This is a genomic window from Hydrogenophaga sp. H7 (genome assembly GCF_002025745.1).
Lineage (GTDB): Bacteria > Pseudomonadota > Gammaproteobacteria > Burkholderiales > Burkholderiaceae_C > Hydrogenophaga > Hydrogenophaga pseudoflava.
On sequence record NZ_MCIC01000017.1, the window covers coordinates 81,385 to 102,958 of the forward strand.

Annotated in this window: 19 protein-coding genes; 8 read left to right on the forward strand and 11 right to left on the reverse strand. The window is 68.6% G+C overall.

Going from position 1 to position 21,574, the window contains the following annotated elements:
* Positions 1-14 precede the first annotated feature (14 nt).
* From rplM to erpA, 5 genes are all read left to right on the forward strand, one after another.
* Entirely contained in the window at positions 15-446 is a 432-nt protein-coding gene (rplM, locus tag BC358_RS16065; protein ID WP_066155189.1) for a 50S ribosomal protein L13, read from the forward strand.
* Between the two features lie 10 nt (positions 447-456).
* Complete coding sequence (gene rpsI, locus BC358_RS16070; RefSeq protein ID WP_066155186.1) at positions 457-849, forward strand: 30S ribosomal protein S9; 393 nt, start codon at positions 457-459, stop codon at positions 847-849.
* 93 nt (positions 850-942) lie between these two features.
* Entirely contained in the window at positions 943-1,650 is a 708-nt protein-coding gene (locus BC358_RS16075) for a DUF6776 family protein (RefSeq protein ID WP_066155182.1), read from the forward strand.
* Between the two features lie 22 nt (positions 1,651-1,672).
* On the forward strand, positions 1,673-2,071 hold the full coding sequence (locus tag BC358_RS16080) for a polymer-forming cytoskeletal protein (RefSeq protein WP_066155179.1): 399 nt from the start codon (positions 1,673-1,675) through the stop codon (positions 2,069-2,071).
* An 89-nt stretch (positions 2,072-2,160) separates the two neighbouring features.
* A complete protein-coding gene (gene erpA / locus BC358_RS16085; RefSeq protein WP_066155176.1) occupies positions 2,161-2,526 on the forward strand; it encodes an iron-sulfur cluster insertion protein ErpA in 366 nt (121 codons plus the stop codon).
* A gap of 75 nt (positions 2,527-2,601) precedes the next feature.
* On the opposite strand, the gene BC358_RS16090 is transcribed toward erpA, so the two are convergent.
* The gene (locus BC358_RS16090) at positions 2,602-3,966 is read right to left on the reverse strand and encodes a peptidoglycan DD-metalloendopeptidase family protein (RefSeq protein ID WP_373270144.1); all 1,365 of its coding nucleotides are present in this window, start codon (positions 3,964-3,966) and stop codon (positions 2,602-2,604) included.
* A gap of 197 nt (positions 3,967-4,163) precedes the next feature.
* Between BC358_RS16090 and tyrS the strand changes: the two genes are divergently transcribed.
* Positions 4,164-5,396 carry a tyrosine--tRNA ligase gene (gene tyrS, locus BC358_RS16095; RefSeq protein ID WP_066155427.1) on the forward strand — a complete coding sequence of 411 codons (1,233 nt, stop codon included), beginning with the start codon at positions 4,164-4,166 and terminating at the stop codon, positions 5,394-5,396.
* Between the two features lie 295 nt (positions 5,397-5,691).
* Here the strand turns inward: tyrS and BC358_RS16100 are convergent, their stop codons facing one another.
* The 10 genes from BC358_RS16100 to glgB all read right to left on the reverse strand — a co-directional run bounded on the left by BC358_RS16100 (position 5,692) and on the right by glgB (position 20,073).
* Entirely contained in the window at positions 5,692-6,381 is a 690-nt protein-coding gene (locus tag BC358_RS16100) for an ankyrin repeat domain-containing protein (RefSeq protein ID WP_079366630.1), read from the reverse strand.
* Positions 6,378-6,869 carry a heme-binding protein gene (locus tag BC358_RS16105; protein WP_079366631.1) on the reverse strand — a complete coding sequence of 164 codons (492 nt, stop codon included), beginning with the start codon at positions 6,867-6,869 and terminating at the stop codon, positions 6,378-6,380. Before BC358_RS16105 ends, BC358_RS16100 begins: the two co-directional genes overlap by 4 nt.
* A 132-nt stretch (positions 6,870-7,001) precedes the next feature.
* Positions 7,002-7,628: a response regulator transcription factor gene (locus tag BC358_RS16110; RefSeq protein WP_079366632.1), complete on the reverse strand. Its 627-nt coding sequence runs from the start codon at positions 7,626-7,628 to the stop codon at positions 7,002-7,004.
* Positions 7,625-9,118: a sensor histidine kinase gene (locus BC358_RS16115; protein WP_079366633.1), complete on the reverse strand. Its 1,494-nt coding sequence runs from the start codon at positions 9,116-9,118 to the stop codon at positions 7,625-7,627. The genes BC358_RS16110 and BC358_RS16115 overlap by 4 nt, the downstream gene beginning before the upstream one ends.
* 33 nt (positions 9,119-9,151) lie before the next feature.
* On the reverse strand, positions 9,152-11,632 hold the full coding sequence (locus tag BC358_RS16120; protein ID WP_079366634.1) for a glycogen/starch/alpha-glucan phosphorylase: 2,481 nt from the start codon (positions 11,630-11,632) through the stop codon (positions 9,152-9,154).
* A gap of 32 nt (positions 11,633-11,664) precedes the next feature.
* Positions 11,665-13,188 (reverse strand): glycogen synthase GlgA, encoded by a 1,524-nt coding sequence (gene glgA / locus BC358_RS16125; protein ID WP_143434350.1) that lies wholly within the window; start codon positions 13,186-13,188, stop codon positions 11,665-11,667.
* Positions 13,189-13,190: 2 nt separating this feature from the next.
* Positions 13,191-14,450 (reverse strand): glucose-1-phosphate adenylyltransferase, encoded by a 1,260-nt coding sequence (gene glgC, locus BC358_RS16130; protein WP_079366636.1) that lies wholly within the window; start codon positions 14,448-14,450, stop codon positions 13,191-13,193.
* A gap of 36 nt (positions 14,451-14,486) precedes the next feature.
* Entirely contained in the window at positions 14,487-15,998 is a 1,512-nt protein-coding gene (gene malQ, locus BC358_RS16135) for a 4-alpha-glucanotransferase (RefSeq protein ID WP_079366637.1), read from the reverse strand.
* A complete protein-coding gene (gene glgX / locus BC358_RS16140) occupies positions 15,995-18,181 on the reverse strand; it encodes a glycogen debranching protein GlgX (RefSeq protein ID WP_079366638.1) in 2,187 nt (728 codons plus the stop codon). Before glgX ends, malQ begins: the two co-directional genes overlap by 4 nt.
* Positions 18,178-20,073, reverse strand: a complete 1,896-nt coding sequence (gene glgB, locus BC358_RS16145; protein ID WP_079366639.1) for a 1,4-alpha-glucan branching protein GlgB — start codon at positions 20,071-20,073, stop codon at positions 18,178-18,180. The genes glgX and glgB overlap by 4 nt, the downstream gene beginning before the upstream one ends.
* Before the next feature lie 109 nt (positions 20,074-20,182).
* On the opposite strand from glgB, the gene BC358_RS16150 reads away from it, so the two are divergent.
* Together BC358_RS16150 and dtd are read left to right on the forward strand one after the other, a co-directional pair.
* Positions 20,183-21,112 (forward strand): cation diffusion facilitator family transporter, encoded by a 930-nt coding sequence (locus tag BC358_RS16150; protein WP_066155135.1) that lies wholly within the window; start codon positions 20,183-20,185, stop codon positions 21,110-21,112.
* On the forward strand, positions 21,109-21,549 hold the full coding sequence (dtd, locus tag BC358_RS16155; RefSeq protein ID WP_079366640.1) for a D-aminoacyl-tRNA deacylase: 441 nt from the start codon (positions 21,109-21,111) through the stop codon (positions 21,547-21,549). Before BC358_RS16150 ends, dtd begins: the two co-directional genes overlap by 4 nt.
* Positions 21,550-21,574: the final 25 nt, after the last annotated feature.

The window sequence follows — 21,574 nt, forward strand, 5'->3', positions numbered from 1 at the left end:
GCAAGAGAAAACTCATGACCAAAACGTTCAGCGCCAAGCCCGCTGACGTGAAGCACGAGTGGTTTGTGATTGACGCAACCGACAAGGTTCTCGGACGGGTCGCCAGTGAAGTGGCCCTCCGTCTGCGCGGCAAGCACAAGGCCATCTACACGCCTCACGTCGACACCGGTGACTTCATCGTCATCATCAACGCAGCCAAGCTGCGTGTGACCGGTACCAAGAACACCGACAAGATGTACTACCGTCACTCGGGCTTCCCGGGCGGTATCTACGCCACCAGCTTCCGCGACATGCAGGCCAAGCACCCCGGCCGCGCGCTCGAGAAGGCCGTCAAGGGCATGCTGCCCAAGGGTCCTCTGGGCTACGCCATGATCAAGAAGCTCAAGGTGTACGGCGGCGCCGAGCACCCGCACACCGCCCAACAGCCGCAAGTGCTGGACATCTGAGGAGCCGACGATGATTGGTGAATGGAACAATGGCACCGGCCGTCGCAAATCCAGCGTCGCCCGTGTGTTTCTGAAAAAAGGCACCGGCAAGATCACGGTCAACGGCAAGGACATCGAACAGTACTTCGGCCGCCAGACCTCGATCATGATTGCCAAGCAGCCTCTGCTGCTGACAAACAACGCCGAGACGTTCGACATCCAGGTGAACGTGCACGGTGGTGGCGAATCCGGCCAGGCCGGCGCGGTCCGCCATGGCATCACCCGCGCCCTGATCGACTACGACACCGCACTGAAGTCCGAGCTGTCCAACGCCGGCTTCGTGACCCGCGATGCCCGTGAGGTCGAGCGTAAGAAGGTCGGTCTGCGTTCTGCGCGCCGCGCCAAGCAGTTCAGCAAGCGTTAACACGCCGCTCACTGCCACAACAACCGCCTTCAAGCTCGTCTTGGGGCGGTTTTTGTTTTTTGTGACCACCCGTTTCCTGAAAGGACCAGTCCCATGAGATTGCGCCTGCTGCGCAGACGGTTGACGGTCAGTGCACCGCGCATGGCCATCCGCAGCACCATGCCCTGGCCGCTGCGTTGGTTGCTGGCCGCGGTCGTGCTGGGGTTCTCCGGGGCGCTGGCGCTCTGGGCTTTCGAGTTCGGCAAGGAAATTGCGGGGCTGGACCGCAACGCCAAACAGGAGCTGGAGCAGTTGCGCACGGAAGTGAGCCAACTGCGGGAGGCGCTGGGCAAGGCGCAATCGGTGGCCAACACCTCTGAGAGCTTGCTGACCACCGAGAAGACTGCGCAAGAGCAACTGCTGCTGCAGATCCGGCAGTTGCAGGCCGACAACCTGGCGCTGCGCAGCGATCTGGGCTTTTTCGAGCGCCTGATCCCAGGCACCGGGTCGGGTGCGCCGAGCATCCGGGGCCTCCAGATCGAACGGGTCGCAGAAACCCAGCTCAAATGGCAGGTCCTGATGATCCAGGCCGAAAAGAATGCCCCTGACTTCAAAGGGCAGATGGAGATCAGTTTCGCTGGCACGCTGGATGGCAACCCGTGGTCGGCGCAGCATGCAGCGACGCCGCAGGCGGTCCTGATCAAGGGCTATCTGCGGCAGGAAGGGCTCGTGGACGTTCCTTCGCGGGCCGTGGTAAAAACCGTGACCGCCAGAATCCTCCAGGGTGGAGCCGTCAAGGCCCTTCACACCATCAAACTCTGATTCCGCCACACCGGAGCACGACATGTTCAACAAGAAGAAACAGCCTCCCATCAAAAGCCTGATCGCGCAGGGCACCCGGATCGAGGGCAACGTGCTGTTTCACGATGGCCTTCGCGTGGATGGTGATGTCGTGGGCGACATCCGTGCCAGCGACGAGCAGCCCAGCATCCTGGTGATCAGCGAGTTGGCCAGCGTGACGGGCCAGATCCACGCCGATCACGTGATCATCAACGGCACGGTCAAAGGACCGGTGTTCGCACTGGAACTGTTGGAGCTGCAACCCAAGGCCCGCATCGAGGGCGATGTGTCCTACAAGTCGCTGGAGATGCACCAGGGCGCCACCATTGCGGGCCAGCTCAAGCCCATGACCGGCGACCTCGAGGACAAACCCACACTGAAACTGGCGGCAAACAACGCCTGAGCACAATTCCGAGTGATTTGCCCTACCATTCGAGCTTGAACGTGTGAGCCCGGCTTGCACGCCATCGCCCCACCGTACCGAGGAACACCATGAGCGCCGTCGCCGAAACCACCCAGACCGAAATGCCCGCCCCGCTGATCTTCACCGACAGTGCCGCCGCCAAAGTGGCCGATCTGGTGGCTGAAGAGGGCAATCCGGACCTCAAGCTGCGCGTGTTCGTGCAGGGCGGTGGCTGCTCCGGCTTCCAGTACGGGTTCACCTTCGACGAAGTGGTCAACGAAGATGACACGCAGATGACCAAGAACGGCGTGTCCCTGCTGATCGACGCGATGAGCTATCAATACCTGGTGGGTGCCGAGATCGACTACAAGGAAGATCTCGAAGGCGCCCAGTTCGTGATCCGCAACCCGAATGCCACCACCACCTGCGGCTGCGGGTCCAGTTTCAGCGCCTGATACCTGCTGTCAGGATCGGCACAACAAAAAAGGGAGCCAATGGCTCCCTTTTTTGTTGGTTGGCGGACGCGACACTTACTCGGCGCTGGCCTGTTGAACGGTGGCCGCGGCATCAAGCTGCATGCGCATCGACTGGGCCACGGCGTCGAAACGGTCGCGGGCCGCCGGACTCACGGGGATGTTCTCGCTACGGCGGGCGATGGCCAGCGGATCCTGGTGAACGCCGTTGTCACGGAACTCGAAATGCAGGTGCGGGCCCGTGGAAAGCCCGGTGGAGCCGACGGCACCGATGAACTCGCCCTGCGCGACTTTCTGGCCCGCCCGGACGTCGATGCGGCTGAGGTGGCCAAACAGTGTGGTCTGGTTGTCGCGGTGCCGCACCTCGATGGTGTTGCCATACCCACGCTGCCAGCCGGCAAAGGTCACCACGCCGTCGGCGATGGTGCGGACCGGCGTGCCCGTGGGCGCGGCATAGTCCACGCCGAGGTGGGCCTTCTGCTTGCCGGAGATCGGGTGGAAGCGCATGCCGTAGCCGCTGCTCACGCGGGAGAACTCCAGCGGCGAGGCCAGGTAGGACTTGCGCGAGCTTTGCCCGTCAAAGCCGTAATAGGCGCCCTGTAGTCCGGGTTCTTCAAACCAGACGGCCTCGTGTTCGCGGCCGTTGTTGATGAACTCGGCGCTCAGCACGCGGCCGGCCCGAAGTGCTTCACCGTCGGCTTCCAGGCTCTCGTACACCACGGAGAAGCGGTCTCCCTCGCGCAGGTCGCGGCGGAAGTCGATGTCGCCGGAGAACATTTCCGCCAGTTGCACCGCCACGCTGTCCGGCAGACCGGCCTCGTCGGTGGCTGCAAAGAGGGAGCTGCGGATCACGCCGCTGGCCAGCCGCGACTGGACGTTCAGCTCACCACTCTCAACGCGGGAGCTGAAGCTGCCGCCCTGGCGTTCGATTACCAGGCGCTGGAAAACGCGACCGTCGTCCGGCAGCCAGCGCGCGGTCAGACGGATCAGTTCCTGCCGGCTGTTGGCTTCCACCGTGACCAGTTTGCCTGCCCGGCCAGAGAACAGTTGGTGCGCGTTGCTGTCGCTGCGCAACATGGCGGCCGCCGCAGCATCGCTCACGCCGAGGCGTTGCAGCAGGCTCTGAGGGGTGTCGTCGCGCCGAAGGGTGTCGCTGCGAAAGAGCGACCAGGCATCAAGCGAGGCGCCTTCGAGGGGGGCGAACGGTTGGGACTGGATTTCTTCGACCACCTGCTGCACGGGCAGAAGGGACGCGTCCGGAGCCAGCGGGGCAATGCCGAACGCCGTGACGCCGGTGCCCAGCAGCAGCACACCGATGCCCGCCATCACGCGGCGGGGATGACTTGTAAGGCTGGACAGCAAGGAATTGCTGGTGGATCGCGCCAGGGTGGGCAGTCTGTTGTTGTGGTGCGTGAGCTTCAAAATCGGTGTCCGGCAAAAAGCGGCGAACGAAGCCGCCTGGCGTCAGAAGAACCTGCCCTTGTTCGGTTGCCATGGAGCAGACCCAGGGCGCGGGCCCACTAAAATCCGGGCTCGCCAAACCTGCAATTGTAGCCCCGAGAGGGGTGTCCGCATCTGAAAAAACCCTTATGAATCACAGCGATACCGATGTTTCAGGCGTGTCTTTGCCGGTCGGCGGAGGCCTCCAGCCGACGGACGGTGTCCGCGAGGCGCTGGCGGTGACGTTGAGGGGATGCGACGAACTGATTCCCCAGGACGACTGGGTGAAAAAGCTGGCGAAGTCGGAGCAGACCGGCGTGCCGCTGCGCATCAAGCTGGGACTGGACCCGACGGCACCGGACATCCACATCGGTCACACGGTGGTGCTCAACAAGATGCGCCAGCTGCAGGACCTGGGTCACCAGGTCATCTTCCTGATTGGCGACTTCACCAGCCTGATCGGCGACCCTTCCGGCCGCAACAGCACCCGCCCGCCGCTCACGCCCGAGCAGATCAAGGCCAACGCCGAAACCTATTACAAGCAGGCCAGCCTGGTACTGGACCCCGCAAAAACCGAGATCCGTTACAACAGTGAGTGGTCGCTACCGTTGGGTTCGATGGGCATGATCCAGCTGGCCGCCAAGTACACGGTGGCGCGCATGATGGAGCGCAACGACTTCCACCAGCGCTTCACCGCCGGCACGCCGATCAGCGTGCACGAGTTCCTGTACCCGCTGATGCAGGGCTATGACTCGGTGGCGCTCAAGGCCGACTTGGAGCTGGGCGGCACGGACCAGAAGTTCAACCTGCTGATGGGCCGCCACCTGCAGCAGGAGTACGGCCAGGAGCCGCAGTGCATCCTGACCATGCCGCTGCTCGAAGGTCTGGACGGCGTCGAGAAGATGTCCAAGTCCAAGAACAACTACATCGGCATCACCGAAGAGCCCAACACCATGTTCGCCAAGGTGCTGTCGATCTCGGACACGCTGATGTGGCGCTGGTACACGCTGCTGTCGTTCAAGTCGATGGCCGAGATCGAAGCGCTGAAGAAGGAAGTGGAAGGCGGGCGCAACCCCAAGGATGCGAAGGTGATGCTGGCCAAGGAGATCACGGCGCGATTCCACAGCGCGGCGGCGGCCGAGGCGGCCGAGCAGGATTTCATCAATCGCAGCAAGGGCGGGGTGCCGGATCAGATTCCTGAAGTGACTTTGTCGGGCGCGCCGATGGGCGTGGCGGCGTTGCTGAATGCCGCTGGTCTGGTGGCGTCGAATGGCGAAGGCAACCGGTTGATAGACGGCGGCGGTGTGCGCATCGACTCGTCGGTGGTCAGCGACAAGGGGCTGAAGCTGGGCGCAGGTGTGTACGTGGTGCAGGTGGGCAAGCGGAAGTTCGCTCGCGTCACGCTGACGTAAACCAGTACCTCGCGGGATCGGGGCGCCAGCGCGCTCTATTCCGTTCGTGTCCCCCGGACCGGCTGCGCCGGTCCTCCTCCTTTACCTCACTGCACAGAACGCACTGTCGCCCCGATCCGAGGTGATGTGGGTGTGCAGCCGTGGGTACGCCCGCGCGTTTGCGGAACGAGTGACAGCGGTGACCGGCGCAGCGAAGTAAAGGAGGAGGCTTGGGCGCAGCCCAAGCCGGGGGACATGAGCGGAGCCGGCCACCGCTGGCGCTCGTCCCATGAAGCGATACGGGAGAGCCAGGGGCTCAACGCGCCCCAGCCTTCTCGAGCATAGAAACCATGGTTGAGTACCCACGGGCCTTCGCCAGCACCAGTGGCGTCTGACCACTGCGGTCCGCCAGTTGCAGGTTGGCCCCCGCGTCGATCAGCGCCTTCAGCGTCGCCTGGTGCCGCGCCCCGCCGTCGCCCAGCACGATGGACTCGATCACCGCCGTCCAGTGCAGGTTGTTCACATGGTCCAGCGGCGCACCGGCCGCGATCAGCTGCCGCACCACACCGTCGTGCCCCAGGTGCGCCGCAGCGATCAGCGCCGTGCCGTCGTAGCGGCTGGTCACCAGCTTCGCGCTCGCGCCCAGCTCCAGCAGCACCTTCAGCGTCGCCTCGTCGTCCGCCACCGAGGCGATGGTGACGGCATCGTAGCGATCGTTTTCCAGCTTGTTGAGGTCGGCGCCGGCCTTGGCCAGCGCGCGGATCACCTCCCGCTGCCGGGCGAACGCGGCCACGTGCAGCGGTGAGCGACCGTAGGCATCCGTCGCGTTCAGCGCCGCGCCCGAGGCGACCAGGCGCTGGACCTTGGCCACGTCGCCCTTGTGCGCCGCCGCGTGCAGACCCGTGTAGGCGGCGGCCTCGGCCACGCTGGGCGCGACCTGGGCCATCGCGCCGACGCAGCCGAAGGCCAGCGACAGGCTCAGCGACAAGACCCGCAGCGTCTTCATTTCAGCAACTCGGCCACTTTGGCGATGCCGGCGTTCGCGCACTGTTCGTCGAGATGGCCACCAGGCGCACCGCCCACGCCCACCGCGCCGATCACCTCGTTGCCGACCTTGACCGGCACGCCGCCGCCGAGCACCAGGAAACCGGGGATGTCCACCAACGTCTGCGCGCCCGGGTTCTTCTGCACGTTCTCCAGCATCGCGGCCGTGGTGTTGCGGGCGGAGGCCGAGGTGTAGGCCTTGCCTTGCGCGGCGCCCAGGGTGTGCGGGCCGGCGTTGTCGGCGCGCTGCAGCGCGCGCAGCACGCCGGCGCGGTCGACCACGGCGGCGGTGACGTTGTAGTTGTTCGCCGCGCACGCGGCCACGGTGGCGGCGGCGATCTGGTTGGCGAGTTCGAGCGACATGTTCTTCTCGGTGCGCACGGCCTGGGCGCTGGCGGCGGAAGAGATCAGGGAGAGGGCGAGGGCGGTGGCAGAAACGATGGCTTTCATGGGGTTCTCCTTCGGGTGGGTGCGGTTCAATCAACCGTGGGAGAACTGTAGAAATTCGCGCCCGTTCGCAACATTCGGACGGCTACGCGCCGGGCTCCGTAGAACTACGGAGTGGCATCGAGGGCCGGGTCGTCAGCCGGCGGACGCCTCGTCCACCAGCGCTGCGTAGTGCCGGATCAGCTGCGCCAGCGACTCGGCCTGCAGCTTGGCGAACAGGTTGGCACGGTGCGTCTCGACGGTGCGCGGCGAGAGGTCGAGCGCACGGCCGATTTCTTTGTTGGTCAGGCCGGCGACGATCAGGCCCAGCACCTCGCGCTCCCGCTCGGACAGCTGCGCATAGCGCTCGCGCGCCGCACGGTCGGCCTGGTGGCGCTCGCGGGTGCGCACGTGCTGGCGCACCGCGTGCTGCAGCGCCTCGATCAGCAGCTCGTCGTTGACCGGCTTCTCCAGGAACTCGACTGCGCCTGCCTTGAACGCGCGGCGGCACATCTCCACCGTGCCGTGGCCGGTGAGCATGATCACCGGTTGGTCCACGCCCTGCGCGACCAGGGTGTCGAGCACGGTCAGGCCGCTGATGCCAGGCATGCGCACGTCCAGCACGATGGCGCCGATCGCCTCGCGGTCGAAACCGTCCAGGAAGGCTTGCGGGTCGGCCCAGGTCGTCACGCGCAGGCCCACGGTGCCGATCAGCAGCGCCAGGCTTTCGCGCACCGCGGCGTCGTCGTCGATCAGGTGGATGGTGGGCGAGAGGCTGGTCATGCGGTGCCCCTGGACAGTGGCAGGCGCAGCGTGAACACCGCGCCGCCGCCGGGCTGATTGGCGGCGGCCAGCGAGCCGCCCATGCCCTGGGCCAGCGTCTCGCACAGCGACAGGCCGAGACCCAGACCACCGTCGCGGGTGGAGAAAAACGGCTCGAACAGGTGCGGCAAGGCCTCGGGGGCGATGCCCGGGCCGCGGTCGGCCACGGCGAGCTCGCCCACGTCCCCTTCGCGGCGCAAGGTCAGCTGCAGCGCGCGCTGCGCCACGGGCACGGCGTCCATCGCCTGCAGGGCGTTCATCAGCAGGTTGTGCACGATCTGGTCGACCGCCACCGGGTCTGCGTCGACCATCACCGCGGCGTCGGCCTGCACCTGCGGCGCGACGCTGCGCCGCAGGCACTCGGGTTCGAGCAGGTGCACCGCCCGCCGCGCCGCCTCGGCCAGATCCAGCGACAGCACGGCGGCGGTCGTCGCACCGTCTGGCGTGCCGGGCCGTTCCACCGTGCGCCGCAGGCGGCCCACCACCTCGGCCGCGCGACGCGACTGGTCCACCGCCTGCGCCATGGCCTGGCGCACGGTGTCCAGCTCGGGCGGGTCCTCGGCCAGCAGGCGCTGCGCGGCCTGGGTGTTGGCCAGCACCGCGGTCAGCGGCTGGTTGAGCTCGTGCGCCATGCCGGCCGCCAGTTCGCCCAGGGTGTTCAGGCGTGCCACCTGGCCCAGGCGCAGCAGTTCCTCGGCGCGCCGGCGCGCGGTGCGCTGGCGCTGGCCCTGCGCGCCCAGCATCAGCGCGGTGGCGACCAGGGCGGTCCACGCCAGCATCTGGCCCCAGGGCAGTTGCGACCAGCCCAGCCGCCGCTCGGCCACCACGTCGAAGGGCTGGCTGGCGGCGGCCAGGTGTTTGTGGAACTCGAAGCGCCAGCCGCCCGAGCGGGCCAGAGCCGCCGCATCGCCGGACTGCAGTTCCACGCGCTGGCCTTCGTGCTCCAGCACCACGCGCACCGGACTGGTTTCGGGCGTCATCGGCCATTCGGACCACGGCACCATGCCGCGCAGGTCGATGGTCAGCGCGTAGGCGGTGGGCTGGGCGGCGAGCACCAGGCGGTAGCGGCCCGAGGCCAGATCCGGGCGGGCCAGCGCCGGCCGGCGGTCCTGCGCCGAACGCTGCTCCGCCGCGGCCAGATCGGGGTCGGACCAGGCCGCGCCGCGCTCGCGCCGCTGCACCGACAGGATGTGGGGATAGAGGGATGGCAGCCGCTGTTCGGGCGCGGCGCTGACGGGCGCGCCGGGCGCGGGTTGCAGCAGGGCCAGGGTGTCGAGGATGGCGTCGTGCTGCACCACCTGCTGGCTCAGCAGCCGGTGCACGATGCGGGCATCGGTCTCGAACAGCGCGCGCTGTTCGTCGATGGACTGGCGGGCCAGCAGCGTCGCGCCGGCCAGCGAAACCACGGTTCCGCCGACCCACCACCACACCGATCCGCCGTCCGTTCGCATGCGGCGGATTCTGTCACGCGGGCTGCGCCCGCGTCACTGGAACAGCGGCTTGACCTTCCAGATGTCGTCGGCGTACTCGCGGATCGTGCGGTCGGACGAGAACATGCCCATGCCGGCGACGTTGAGGATCGCCTGCCGCGCCCATTCGTTCGGGCGGCGGTAGAGCTCGTCGACCTTCTGCTGGGTCGCGATGTAGTCGGCGTAGTCGGCCAGCAGCAGGTAGTAGTCCGACTCCAGCAGGGTGCGCGTGATGTCGTGGAAGCGGTTGGGCTCTTCCGGGCTGAAGGCGCCTTCGGCGATGCGGTCGATGGTGGTCTTGAGGTCGTAGTTGTGGTCGTAGTAGCGGCGCGGGTTGTAGCCGCTGGCGCGCAGGGCCGCGACCTGCTCGGTGCGGTGGCCGAAGATGAAGATGTTCTCCAGCCCCACGTTCTCGGCGATCTCGATGTTGGCGCCGTCCCAGGTGCCGATGGTCAGTGCGCCGTTGAGCGCGAACTTCATGTTGCCGGTGCCCGAGGCCTCGGTGCCGGCGGTGGAGATCTGCTCCGACAGGTCGGCGGCGGGGATGATCACCTCGGCCAGCGAGACGCGGTAGTTCGGCATGAACACCACCTTGAGCTTGTCGCCCACGCGCTTGTCGTGGTTGACCACGCGCGCCACGTCGTTGATCAGCTTGATCACCAGCTTGGCCATGTAGTAGGCCGAGGCCGCCTTGCCACCGAAGATCACCGTGCGCGGCACCCAGTTGTGGTTGGGGTGGGCCAGGATCTGCTGGTAGCGCGTGACCACGTGCAGCAGGTTGAGCAGCTGGCGCTTGTACTCGTGCATGCGCTTGATCTGCACGTCGAACAGGCTGTCGGTGCTGACGACGATGCCAGTCTCCTGCGCGATGCGCTCGGCCAGCCGCTTCTTGTTCTGGGTCTTGGCCAGGCGGAAGGCGCTCTGGAACTCCACATCGTCGGCCAGCGGCCGCAGCTGCTTCAGCTCGTCGAGGTTGCGGCGCCAGGTGGTGCCGATGCGAGCGTCGATCAGCGCCGACAGCGGGCGGTTGGCCTGCGAGAGCCAGCGCCGCGGTGTGATGCCGTTGGTCTTGTTGTTGAAACGATCGGGCCACAGGCGCGCGAAGTCGGCGAAGATGGTCTTGACCATCAGGTCGCTGTGCAGGGCCGAGACGCCGTTGATCTTGTGGCTGGCCAGCACCGAGAGGTAGGCCATGCGCACGCGGCGCTGGCCGTGTTCGTCGATCAGGGAGACGCGGCGCAGCAGGTCGTTCTCGTTGGGAAAGCGGTCATGCACCTCGGCCAGGAAGCGGGCGTTGAGGTCGTAGATGATGCGCAGGTGGCGCGGCAGCAGCCGGCCCATCAGGTCCACCGGCCAGGTCTCCAGCGCCTCGCTCATCAGCGTGTGGTTGGTGTAGCTGAAGATGCGCTGGCACAGGGCCCAGGCGGCGTCCCATTCCACCTGGTACTCGTCCACCAGCAGGCGCATCAGCTCGGGCACGGCCAGCGCGGGGTGGGTGTCGTTGAGGTGGATCGCGACCTTGTCGGCCAGTTGCTCGAAGCTGCCGTGGCTCTTGAGGTAGCGGCGCAGGATGTCCTGCAGCGAGGCGCTGACGAAGAAATACTCCTGGCGCAGGCGCAGCTCCTTGCCGTGCTCGGTGGAGTCGTCGGGGTAGAGCACGCGCGAGACGTTCTCCGATTCGTTCTTGGCCTCCACCGCGCGCATGTAGTCGCCCTTGTTGAAGGCGTCGAGGTTGATGCCGCTGGTGGCGCGCGCGGTCCACAGGCGCAGCGTGGAGACGCTGGTGAGTTCGTGGCCGGGCACGCCGGTGTCGTAGGCGGTGGCGATCACGTCGTCGGTGTCGACCCAACGTACGTGGTCCCCCTCCTGCACCAGACGGCCGCCGAACTGCACCTCGTAGCTGAACTCGGGGCGCATGAATTCCCAGGGGTTGCCGTTGACCATCCAGTAGTCCGGTTCCTCGACCTGTCGGCCGTCGACGATCTTCTGCGCGAACATGCCGAAGTCGTAGCGGATGCCGTAGCCCATGCCGGGCAGGCCGACCGTGGCCATGGAGTCGAGGAAACAGGCGGCCAGCCGACCCAGGCCGCCGTTGCCCAGGCCGGCGTCGGTCTCCAGGTCGATCAGGGCGTCGAAGTCGGCGCCCAGCTGGGTGCAGGCCTCCCTGGCGTCGTCGTAGATGCCGACCGAGAGCAGGGCGTTGGTGAGCGCCCGGCCGGTCAGGAACTCCATCGAGAGGTAGTAGACGCGCTTGGCGTCGCTGTCCTGCGAGACCGCCAGGGTCTCGCGCCACTTGTGCATCATGCGGTCGCGCACCGCGTGGAACAGGGCGAACAGCCAGTCGCGGCGGGTGGCCGAGCGCAGGTCCTTGCCGACGGCGTAGACCAGCCGGTTGGCGATGGACACGCGCAATGCCGCAACGCTGTTCTCCAGCTGTTCGTACTCGAACGGGGCGGTGGCGGTGCCCGTGGCGGGCGTCAGGAGGGTGTTGGGCATGGCGGTGCAGTACAGGGCAGGAGGTGGTCGGATCAAGCAGATGCCGTGCCAGTGGCGTCGGCACGGGCCAGTGCGTAGACCTTGAGGGTGTCGGTGGCGGCGCGCGCCCAGTCGAAGCGCAGCGACATGGCGTGGCGCTGGACCGCGCGCCAGTCGGCCTCGCGGCGCCGCAGGGCGAAGGCGCGGCGCAGTGCCGCGAGCAGGTCGTCTTCAGTCAACTCGTGGAACACGAAGCCGCTGGCGCGGCCGTCATCGATGTTTTCCAGGCTGCTGTCGGTGACGGTGTCGACCAGGCCGCCGACGGCGCGCACCAAGGGCAGCGTGCCGTAGCGCAGGCCGTAGAGCTGGGTCAGGCCGCAGGGTTCGAAGCGCGAGGGCACGAGGATCACGTCGCTGCCGGCGATGACGGTGTGTGCGAGCGCTTCGTCGTAGCCGATGTGCAGACCCACCGCACCCGGATGCCGCTGCGCCGCATGCTGCAGCGCCTGTTCGATCAGCGGGTCGCCCGCGCCCAGCACGGCGAGCTGGCCGCCGCGGCGCACCAGTTCGTCGACCACGCCGGGCAGCAGGTGCAGGCCTTTCTGTTCGGTCAGGCGGCTGACGACACAGAACAGCAGCGCATCCGGCCGGGTCTCCAGGCCCAGGCGCTGCTGCAACCGCGCCTTCGCGGCGGCCTTGCCGCGCAGGTCGTCGGCGCTGAAGCCGGGTTGCACGAGGGCATCGCTCGCCGGGTCCCAGACCGCATCGTCGACGCCGTTGAGGATGCCGTGCAGGCGGTCGCGCCGCTCGCGCAGCACGCCGTCCAGGCCACAGCCCTGTTCGGCGCCGGTGATCTCGCGCGCGTAGGTCGGGCTGACGGTGGTGATGGCGTCGGCGAACTGCAGGCCGGCTTTCATGAACGAGACCTGGCCGTGGAATTCCAGGCCGTGCAGGTGGAACAGCTCGTCGGGCAGGCCGAGGCGCTCGCGCACCTGCGGGCCGAACACGCCCTGGTAGGCCAGGTTGTGCACGGTGAACACGCCGGCCGGGCGGCGGTGGCCAGCCGCCACCAGCCGGTGGAGGTAGGCGAAGGCCAGGCCGGTGTGCCAGTCGTGGCCGTGCACCACGTCGGGCACCCAGCCGCTGTCCAGACCGGTGCCCAGCAGAGCGGCGGCCCAGCCCAGCCAGGCGAACTGTTCGGCCGCGTCGGGCCAGGGCTTGCCACTGGCGTCCTGGTAGGGGTTGCCGGGCCGGTCGTACAGGCCGGGCGCGTGCAGCAGCCACACCGGCAGGCCCGACGCCTCGATGTGCCCGCGCCGCAGCCAGGGCGTGGGGCCGTTCACGGTGCCGGGCCGCGGGCCGAGGCCATGCGGCAGACCCACGGTGTCGCCGCCAGGCACCAGCAGGCTCGGCCCCTCGGGCACGACACCCGCCACGATGGACGGAAAGGCCGGCAGCAGCAGGCGCACGTCGGCGCCCTGCGCTGCCAGGGCTGGCGGCAGGCCCGCGCTCACGTCGGCCAGACCGCCGGTCTTGAGCAGCGGAAAGACCTCGGAGCAGGCGTAGAGGACGCGCAGGCTCACTTCAGGGCCTCAAGCATCGCGCGCGTCACCAGCACCACGCCGCCTTCCGAGCGGTAGAAGCGTTTCGCGTCCTCGGCGGCGTCGTAGCCGATCTGCATGCCCGGCGGGATCACGCAGCCGTTGTCGATCACCACCTTGCGCAGCTTGCAGCCGCGGCCGACGTCGACCTCGGGCAGCAGCACCGCCTCGTCGACCTCGGCGTAGGAGTGGATGTGGACCTTGGAGAACAGCACCGAGCGGTTCACCGAGCCGCCCGAGATGATGCAACCCCCCGAGACCAGCGAATCCACTGCCATGCCGCGTCGACCGTCGTCGTTGAACACGAACTTGGCCGGCGGCAGCTGCTCCTGGTAGGTCCAGATCGGCCAGTCGCGGTCGTACATGTCCAGCTCGGGAATGGTGTTGGTCAGGTCCAGGTTGGCGGCCCAGTAGGCCTCCACGGTTCCGACGTCGCGCCAGTAGGCGGGCGCCTCGGGCGAGCTCTTGACGCAGGACATGCCGAAGGGGTGCGCCACAGCCTGGCCCTCGGCCACCATGGCGGGGATCACGTCCTTGCCGAAGTCGCGGCTGGAGCCGGGGGTGGCGGCGTCCTTCTCCAGCGCGGCGAACAGCGCCTGGGCGTCGAACACGTAGATGCCCATGCTGGCCAGCGACACCTCCGGCTTGCCGGGCATGGCCGGCGGGTTGGCGGGCTTCTCGACGAACTCGACGATCTGGCGCATGGGGTCTATGGCCATCACGCCAAAGGCGCTGGCCTCGGCGATCGGCACCTCGATGCAGGCCACGGTGCACTTCTTGCCCTGCGCCACGTGGTCGGCGATCAGCTCGGCGTAGTCCATCTTGTAGATGTGGTCGCCGGCCAGGATCAGGATGTACTCGGGGTTGTGGGCGCGCAGGATGTCCAGGTTCTGGTAGACCGCGTCGGCCGTGCCCAGGTACCAGCTGTCCTCGTCGATGCGCTGCTGGGCGGGCAGCAGGTCGATGAACTCGTTGAACTCGTTGCGCAGGAAGCTCCAGCCGCGCTGCAGGTGGCGCAGCAGCGAGTGCGACTTGTACTGGGTGAGCACGCCGATGCGGCGCACGCCGGAGTTCAGGCAGTTGGAGAGCGCGAAATCGATGATGCGGAACTTGCCACCGAAGTACACGGCCGGCTTGGTGCGCCGGTCGGTCAGCGCCTTCAGCCGCGAACCGCGGCCGCCGGCGAGCACCAGACCGATGGTGCGACGCGCCAGTTGCTGGGGAGAGGTTTTGTCCATGGGTGTCTCCGGTGGTTGTTGTGGTGAAGGGGGTGTTCAGGGTGCTTGCCATCGCCCATGGGCACGGGTCATAGCGGCCAGGCGTTCGGCCGGCTCGTGGTTGACCTGATTCCATTCGAAGCGCCACTCCCAGCAGCCGGTGGCCATGCCGGGGGTGTTCATGCGGTGGCGGGTGTCCAGGCCGAGCACGTCCTGGAACGGCACCACCACGGTGTTGACCACCGACTGCGAGGCCGCGCGCACCAGGGTCCAGTGCGGCTCGGTGGCGATGCAGGGGCCCAGGTAGTCCAGCGCCGCGTGGCGCTCACCCGCGGGTGCACTGTTCCACCAGCCCACCGTGGTCTCGTTGTCGTGGGTGCCGGTGTAGGCCACGGCGTGGCGTTCCAGGTTGTGCGGCAGGTAGGGGTTCTTCGGCCCGCTGCCGAAGGCGAACTGCAGGATGCGCATGCCCGGGAAGCCGCAGGCCTCGCGCAGCGCAGTGACCTCGGGGGTGATCAGGCCCAGGTCCTCCGCGATGATGGGCAGCGGACCGAGCTCGTCGGTGATGGCGTCGAAGAAGCGCAGGCCCGGCCCCGGCTGCCACTGGCCGGCCACCGCGGTCGGTTCGCTGGCGGGAATTTCCCAGTGCGACTCGAAGCCGCGGAAATGGTCCAGCCGCACGATGTCGACCTGCCGGAACTGGTGCGCCAGCCGGTCCTTCCACCAGCGGTAGCCGTGGTGCGCCATGGTGTCCCAGTTGTAGAGCGGGTTGCCCCAGCGCTGGCCGGTGGGGCTGAAGTAGTCGGGCGGCACGCCGGCCACCACGTGCGGCTCCAGCCGCTCGTCCAGCAGGAACTGCTCGGCGTGGCCCCAGACGTCGGCGCTGTGGTGGGCGACGAAGATCGGGGCGTCGCCGACCATGTGCACACCTTGCGAGCGCGCATAGTCGCGCAGGCCCTGCCACTGGACCCAGAAGCGCCACTGCACGAAGCGCCAGAAGCCCAGGGCGTGGGCCGATTGCGCGCGCACCTCGTCCAGCGCGGCGGCCTCACGCCGGGCCAGCGGCGCGGGCCAGCGCGACCAGGGGCCGCCGTAGCGCTCGTCCAGCACCATGAACAGTGCGTAGTCGTCCAGCCAGTGCGCGTGTTCGGCGCAGAAGTCGGCCAGGGCGGCGCGGCACTCGTCGCTGGCGCGCTCGGAAAAACCGTTCCAGGCCTTGCGCAGGCAGGCCATGCGCCAGGGGGCGACGCGCTCGAAGTCGCAGCGGTGGTGGTCGAAGCCCTGGCGCGGTGTCCAGGGCAGCCAGCCCTGGCGCACCAGGTCGTCGAGGTCGACCATCAGTGGGTTGCCGGCGAAGGCCGAAACGCTCTGGTAGGGCGAGTTGCCGGGGCCGGCGGGTGAGAGCGGCAGCACCTGCCACAGCGACTGGCCGGCGGCGGACAGCCAGTCGACGAAGTGGCGCGCGGCGGGGCCAAGGTCGCCGCAGCCGTGGGGGCCGGGCAGGCTGGTGATGTGCAGCAGCACGCCACTGGTGCGGCGCGCGAGCAGGGGGTGGATGGTGGCGTTCATGAAACGGGGTCGGTGGGGTTCGACGGGCCATGCAAGGCCCGGACCAGCACGCACACCGTCGGCTCGCTCAGCAGCAGCCGGCCTTCGATACTGGGGCCATCTGGGGCGTCGGGACCCGCGACCACCAGCGCCCGGGCGCTGTCCAGCCGCAGCCCCCAGAGCCCTGGTGGCAACTGCAACTCGGCGGCTTCGCCCGCATGCCAGACCACCAGCAGGGATTCCTGCGCGGGTTGGCCGCCCTCGCCGACCGTGATGATGGCGGCCAGCGTGCGGTGCTCCTGGCTGCGCCAGGCGGGGGCGCTCAGCGGCGCGCCGTCGGTGTCGAACCAGGCGATGTCGGGTGTGGCGCCATCCGCGGGCGGCCTGCCGTCGAACCAGCGCGCCTGCCGCAGGCCCGGGTGGGCGCGGCGCAGGGCGGTGAGGCCGGCCACGAAGGCGGCGAGCGCCGGGTCGGCGTGCGGCCAGTCCAGCCAGGTCAGGGCGTTGTCCTGGCAGTAGGCGTTGTTGTTGCCGCGCTGGCTGTGGCCGATCTCGTCGCCGGCCAGCAGCTGCGGTGTGCCCTGGGCGCAGAACAGCGTGGCCAGCAGCGCGCGGCGCCAGAGACCGCGCCGCCGCAGCACGGCCGGTTGGTCGGTGGGGCCTTCGGTGCCGCCGTTGGCCGAGAGGTTGTGGCCATGACCATCGCGGTTGTCTTCGCCGTTGGCCCGGTTGTGCTTGCGCGCATAGGCGGTGAGGTCGGCCAGGTTGAAACCGTCGTGGGCGGTCAGCAGGTTCACGCTGGCCAGCGGTGTGCGGGCGCCGTGGCGGAACTTGTCGCTGCTGCCGCAGACGCGGGTGGCGAGCTCGCCGCGCGAGGCCGGGTGGCCGAGCCAGAAGGCGCGCACGCCGTCGCGGAAGGCGTCGTTCCATTCCAGCCAGCCGGGCGCGAAACCGCCGGTGTGGTGGCCGTCGGGGCCGATGTCCCAGGGTTCGGCGATCAGGCGCACGCCGCGCAGCAGCGGGTCCTGCCGCATCGCGGCCAGCAGCGCGTGGTGGCGCTGGAAGCGGTGGCCCTGCGAGGCGTCGCGGCCGAGCGAGACCGCGAGGTCGAAGCGGAAGCCGTCGACACCGTAGGCCGCGACCCACCAGCGCAGGCTGTCCATCACCCACTGCAGCACGCGCGGTTCGCTCACGTTCAGGCTGTTGCCGGTGCCGCTGAAGTTGTGCGGCACGCCGCGCTCGCCCATGGCGTACCAGTGGTTCTGGCCCAGGCCGCGCCACGAGAGCGTGGGGCCGTCGAGATCGCTTTCGGCCGTGTGGTTGAACACCACGTCCAGCACCACCTCGATGCCGTCGCGGTGCAGGGCGTCGACCATGGCACGGAACTCGTCGCGCACCGCCTGCGCCTCGACGGCGTCCACCGGGTCGCGCCCCGCCGTGCAGGCCGCGTAGCCGGCGTGCGGTGTGAAGGCGTTGAGCGTGTTGTAGCCCCAGTGGTTGGTGAGGCCGCGCGCCAGCAGGTGGCGCTCGCTGGTGAAGGCGTGCACCGGCAGCAGGCAGACCGTGGTCACGCCCAGGCGGCGCAGGTGTTCGCGCATGGCGGGGTGGGCCAGGCCGGCGTAGGTGCCGCGCTGCGCGGGCGGGATCTCGGGGTGCAGCCGGGTCAGCGCCTTCACGTGCGCCTCGTAGAGCACGACGCGGTCGGGTGCGGTGCCGGGGCCGGGGGTGATCGCGGCACCCGCCGCCAGTTCGGCCGCGCTGTCGACCACCAGGCAGCGGGGCATGGACGAAGCGTTGTCCGCCGGTTCGGGCCGGTGCTGCGCCCAGGACTCCACCGGCTGCAGCGGGTTGGCCACCGCGTGGCCGGTCTGCAGCGCCAGCCGGGCGGTGTCGCCCACGAAGCCGGGCGCCCAGGGGTCCATCAGCAGTCGGGCCGGGTTGAAGCGCTGCCCGGCCTCGGGGTTCCAGGGGCCGTGGGCGCGCAGGCCGTAGGGCTGGCCGGCGCCGAGGCCGGGCACGAAGCGCGACCAGAGGCCATCGCCCGCCGCGTCCAGCGGCAGCACGCCGGTGGGCGTGCGGTCCGGTCCGAACAGCTGCACCTCCACCGCCGTGGCCTCGGGCGCCCAGACGTCAAAACGCACACCGTCCTGGCCGTGTTCGCAGACCAGATGTGCGCCGAGCGCCGGTGCGGCCGTGTGTGTCATGTTTTCTCGGGTTGCAGCCAGAGGACGCCCAAAGGAGGCAGGGTCAGCGGCGCCGACCAGCCCTGGCCATGCAGCGGCTGGTGCTGCGCCTGCACCCGCCCGTGGTTGCCCACGTTGCCGCCGCCGTAGTGGCTCGAATCCGTGTTCAGGCGCTCGGTCCAGGCGCCGTCGTGCGGCAGGCCGACGCGGTAGTCGTGCCGCACCACGGGTGTGAAGTTGGCCACCGCGACCAGGGTGTCCTCCAGCGCGCGCCCGAAGCGCACGAAGGCCAGCACCGACTGGTCGGCGTCGTCCACCACCAGCCAGCGGAAGCTGTCGGGGTCGGTGTCGCGCGCGTGCAGCGCCGGCTCCTGGCGGTAGAGCCTGTTGAGGTCGTGCACCAGGTTCTGCACGCCGGCGTGGGCCGGCTGCTCCAGCAGGTGCCAAGGCAGCTCGGCGTCGTGGTTCCACTCGGTGGGCTGGGCCAGCTCGGCGCCCATGAACAGCAGCTTCTTGCCCGGGTGCGCGTACATCCAGGCGTACAGGGCGCGCAGGTTGGCCAGCTTCTGCCAGGGGTCGCCGCTCATCTTGCCCAGCAGCGAGCCCTTGCCGTGCACCACCTCGTCGTGCGAGAGCGGCAGCACGTAGTCTTCGCTGTAGGCGTACATCATCGCGAAGCTCATCTTGTGGTGGTGCCAGCGCCGGTGCACCGGGTCCTGCGACATGTAGGCCAGGGTGTCGTGCATCCAGCCCATGTTCCACTTGTGGTCGAAGCCCAGGCCGCCTTGCTGCACCGCGCCGGTGACCTGCGGGAAGGCGGTCGACTCCTCGGCCACGGTCATGGCCTGCGGCGCCTCGCGCTGCAGCACCTCGTGCACCTCGCGCAGGAAGGCGATGGCCTCGTAGTTCTCGCGCCCGCCGTCCTTGTTGGGCACCCACTCGCCCGCAGGACGGCTGTAGTCGCGGTAGAGCATGGAGGCGACCGCGTCCACGCGCAGCCCGTCGATGCCGTACTGCTCGATCCAGTACAGCGCATTGCCGACCAGGAAGTTCTTCACCTCGTGGCGGCCGAAGTTGTAGATCAGGGTGTTCCAGTCGCGGTGGAAGCCCTCGCGCGGGTCGGCGTGTTCGTACAGCGCGGTGCCGTCGAAGCGGGCCAGCGCGTGTTCGTCGGCCGGGAAGTGCGCCGGCACCCAGTCCAGGATGATCTTCAGGCCGGCGGCGTGGGCCGCGTCGACGAAGCGCCGGAAGCCGTCGGGCCGGCCATAGCGCGCGGTGGGTGCGTACAGGCCGGTGGGCTGGTAGCCCCAGGAGGCGTAGAAGGGGTGTTCGCTGACCGGCAGCAGCTCCAGGTGGGTGAAGCCCAGGCTGGTGGCGTAGGGCACGAGGTGCTGCGCCAGGTCGTCCCAGGTGGGCATCACGTCCCGGCCGCCGGGGCGCTTCCAGGAGCCGGCGTGCACCTCGTAGATCGCCATCGGCACGGGCGGCCTCTGGTGCGGGCCGGACGGGGCGGGGGCGCTGCGCAGCGGCTCGCAGACCCGGGCCGCGTTGCCGGGCGGCAGCTCGGTCTCGCGCGCATAGGGGTCGGTCTTCATCAAGGTGCGGCCGTCGGCCCCCTCGACCTGGAACTTGTACCAGGCCCCCACACCGGCGCCGGGCACGAACAGTTCCCACACACCGCACTCGGGCCGGTGGCGCATGCCCTGCGGCTGCCAGCCGTTGAAGTCGCCGCTGAGCCCGACCCAGCGCGCGGCCGGTGCCCACACCGCGAAAGCCACACCGCTCTGGCCCCCCAGTGTGGTGGGGTGGGCGCCCAGCTTCTGCCAGGGCCGCAGGTGCCTGCCCTCGGCCAGCAGCCAGGCGTCGGTGGGACCGATCCAGAACGTGTCGTCAGCGGGGGTGGGGTGGTTCATGCTTGTCTCGCTCCCGGGTCATTCTGGCACCGAATGGATACCGGGTGGTTACAAAATTACACGCTTCAGGCGCCAAAGTTTCACCAGATCGCCGGGCGACAATCGGACCATGAGTCCTTCTGTTTCATCCTGGCTCACACCCCGCCGCCTGCTCATGGCGTCGGTGGTGGTGGCCGTCATCACCATCACCCTCAAAACCCTGGCCTGGTGGGTCACCGACTCGGTCGGCCTGCTGTCGGACGCCATGGAGTCGCTGGTGAACCTGGCCAGCGCGGTGTTCGGCCTGGTCATGGTCACCATCGCCGCGCGTCCGGCCGACGACGACCACCCGTACGGCCACCACAAGGCCGAGTACTTCTCCTCGGGCTTCGAGGGCATCCTGATCATCGTCGCGGCGCTGGGCATTGTCTGGACCGCCGGTCAGCGCCTGCTCGACCCGCAGCCGCTGGAGCAGGTGGGCTGGGGGCTGGCGCTGTCGGTGGCCAGTTCGGCGCTCAACGGCCTGCTGGCCTGGGTGATGTTCCGCGCGGCGAAGGAGCACCGCTCGATTGCGCTGGAGGCCGACGGCAAACACCTGGTGACCGACGTCTGGACCTCGGCCGGCGTGGTGGCGGGCATCGCGCTGGTGCAGCTCACGGGCTGGATGTGGCTGGACCCGGTGGTGGCCATCGGCGTGGCGCTGAACATCCTCAAGGAGGGCTTCCACCTGATCTGGCGCTCGACCCAGGGCCTGATGGACGAGGCGGTCGAGCCCGAGGTGCTGGCCACCATCGAACAGACCCTGGCCGGCTTTGCCCACACGCGCGGGGACACGCAGATCATCCGCTTCGACCACGTCAGCACCCGCAAGGCGGGCCAGCGGCGCTTCGTGGACCTGCACATGCACATGCCCGCGGCCTGGACCCTGGGGCGCGCCGCCGCGGTGCGCACCAGCGTGGAACAGGCGCTGATGAGCGCGGTGCCGGGGCTGCGCGCCAGCATCCAGCTGCTGCCCTCGGACGTGGAGGCGCATTTCTACGATGAGGCGGACCTGAAATGATCGCGCTGCTGCAACGGGTGAGCCAGGCCCGCGTCGACATCGCTGGCGACACGGTCGGGCAGATCGGCGCCGGCCTGCTGGTGCTGGTCTGTGCCGAAGCCGACGACACCGAGGCCGTGGCGCAGAAACTGCTGGCCAAGATCCTGAAGCTGCGCATCTTTGCCGACGAGGCCGGCAAGATGAACCGCAGCGTGCAGGACGAGGGCGGCGGCCTGCTGATCGTCAGCCAGTTCACCCTGGCGGCCGACACCAGCGGCGGCAACCGGCCGGGCTTCACCGGCGCAGCGCCACCGGCCCTGGGCGAGGCGCTGTACGACCGCTTCGTCGCGCTGGCGCGTGCGCAACACGCGCAGGTCGCCACCGGGCGTTTCGGCGCCGACATGCAGGTGCACCTGGTCAACGACGGCCCGGTCACCATCCCGATGCGCATGCACTGAGCGCGCTCTTCCTGTTTTTTTCGCT

Excerpts from the sequence above, each read along its gene's own strand:
- rplM (WP_066155189.1), top strand. The coding sequence starts at position 15 with ATGACCAAAACGTTCAGCGCCAAGCCCGCTGACGTGAAGCACGAGTGG.
- rpsI (WP_066155186.1), top strand. The coding sequence starts at position 457 with ATGATTGGTGAATGGAACAATGGCACCGGCCGTCGCAAATCCAGCGTC.
- BC358_RS16075 (WP_066155182.1), top strand. The coding sequence starts at position 943 with ATGAGATTGCGCCTGCTGCGCAGACGGTTGACGGTCAGTGCACCGCGC.
- BC358_RS16080 (WP_066155179.1), top strand. The coding sequence starts at position 1,673 with ATGTTCAACAAGAAGAAACAGCCTCCCATCAAAAGCCTGATCGCGCAG.
- erpA (WP_066155176.1), top strand. The coding sequence starts at position 2,161 with ATGAGCGCCGTCGCCGAAACCACCCAGACCGAAATGCCCGCCCCGCTG.
- BC358_RS16100 (WP_079366630.1), bottom strand. The coding sequence starts at position 6,381 with ATGAAGACGCTGCGGGTCTTGTCGCTGAGCCTGTCGCTGGCCTTCGGC.
- BC358_RS16105 (WP_079366631.1), bottom strand. The coding sequence starts at position 6,869 with ATGAAAGCCATCGTTTCTGCCACCGCCCTCGCCCTCTCCCTGATCTCT.
- BC358_RS16110 (WP_079366632.1), bottom strand. The coding sequence starts at position 7,628 with ATGACCAGCCTCTCGCCCACCATCCACCTGATCGACGACGACGCCGCG.
- BC358_RS16115 (WP_079366633.1), bottom strand. The coding sequence starts at position 9,118 with ATGCGAACGGACGGCGGATCGGTGTGGTGGTGGGTCGGCGGAACCGTG.
- BC358_RS16120 (WP_079366634.1), bottom strand. The coding sequence starts at position 11,632 with ATGCCCAACACCCTCCTGACGCCCGCCACGGGCACCGCCACCGCCCCG.
- glgC (WP_079366636.1), bottom strand. The coding sequence starts at position 14,450 with ATGGACAAAACCTCTCCCCAGCAACTGGCGCGTCGCACCATCGGTCTG.
- malQ (WP_079366637.1), bottom strand. The coding sequence starts at position 15,998 with ATGAACGCCACCATCCACCCCCTGCTCGCGCGCCGCACCAGTGGCGTG.
- glgX (WP_079366638.1), bottom strand. The coding sequence starts at position 18,181 with ATGACACACACGGCCGCACCGGCGCTCGGCGCACATCTGGTCTGCGAA.
- glgB (WP_079366639.1), bottom strand. The coding sequence starts at position 20,073 with ATGAACCACCCCACCCCCGCTGACGACACGTTCTGGATCGGTCCCACC.
- BC358_RS16150 (WP_066155135.1), top strand. The coding sequence starts at position 20,183 with ATGAGTCCTTCTGTTTCATCCTGGCTCACACCCCGCCGCCTGCTCATG.
- dtd (WP_079366640.1), top strand. The coding sequence starts at position 21,109 with ATGATCGCGCTGCTGCAACGGGTGAGCCAGGCCCGCGTCGACATCGCT.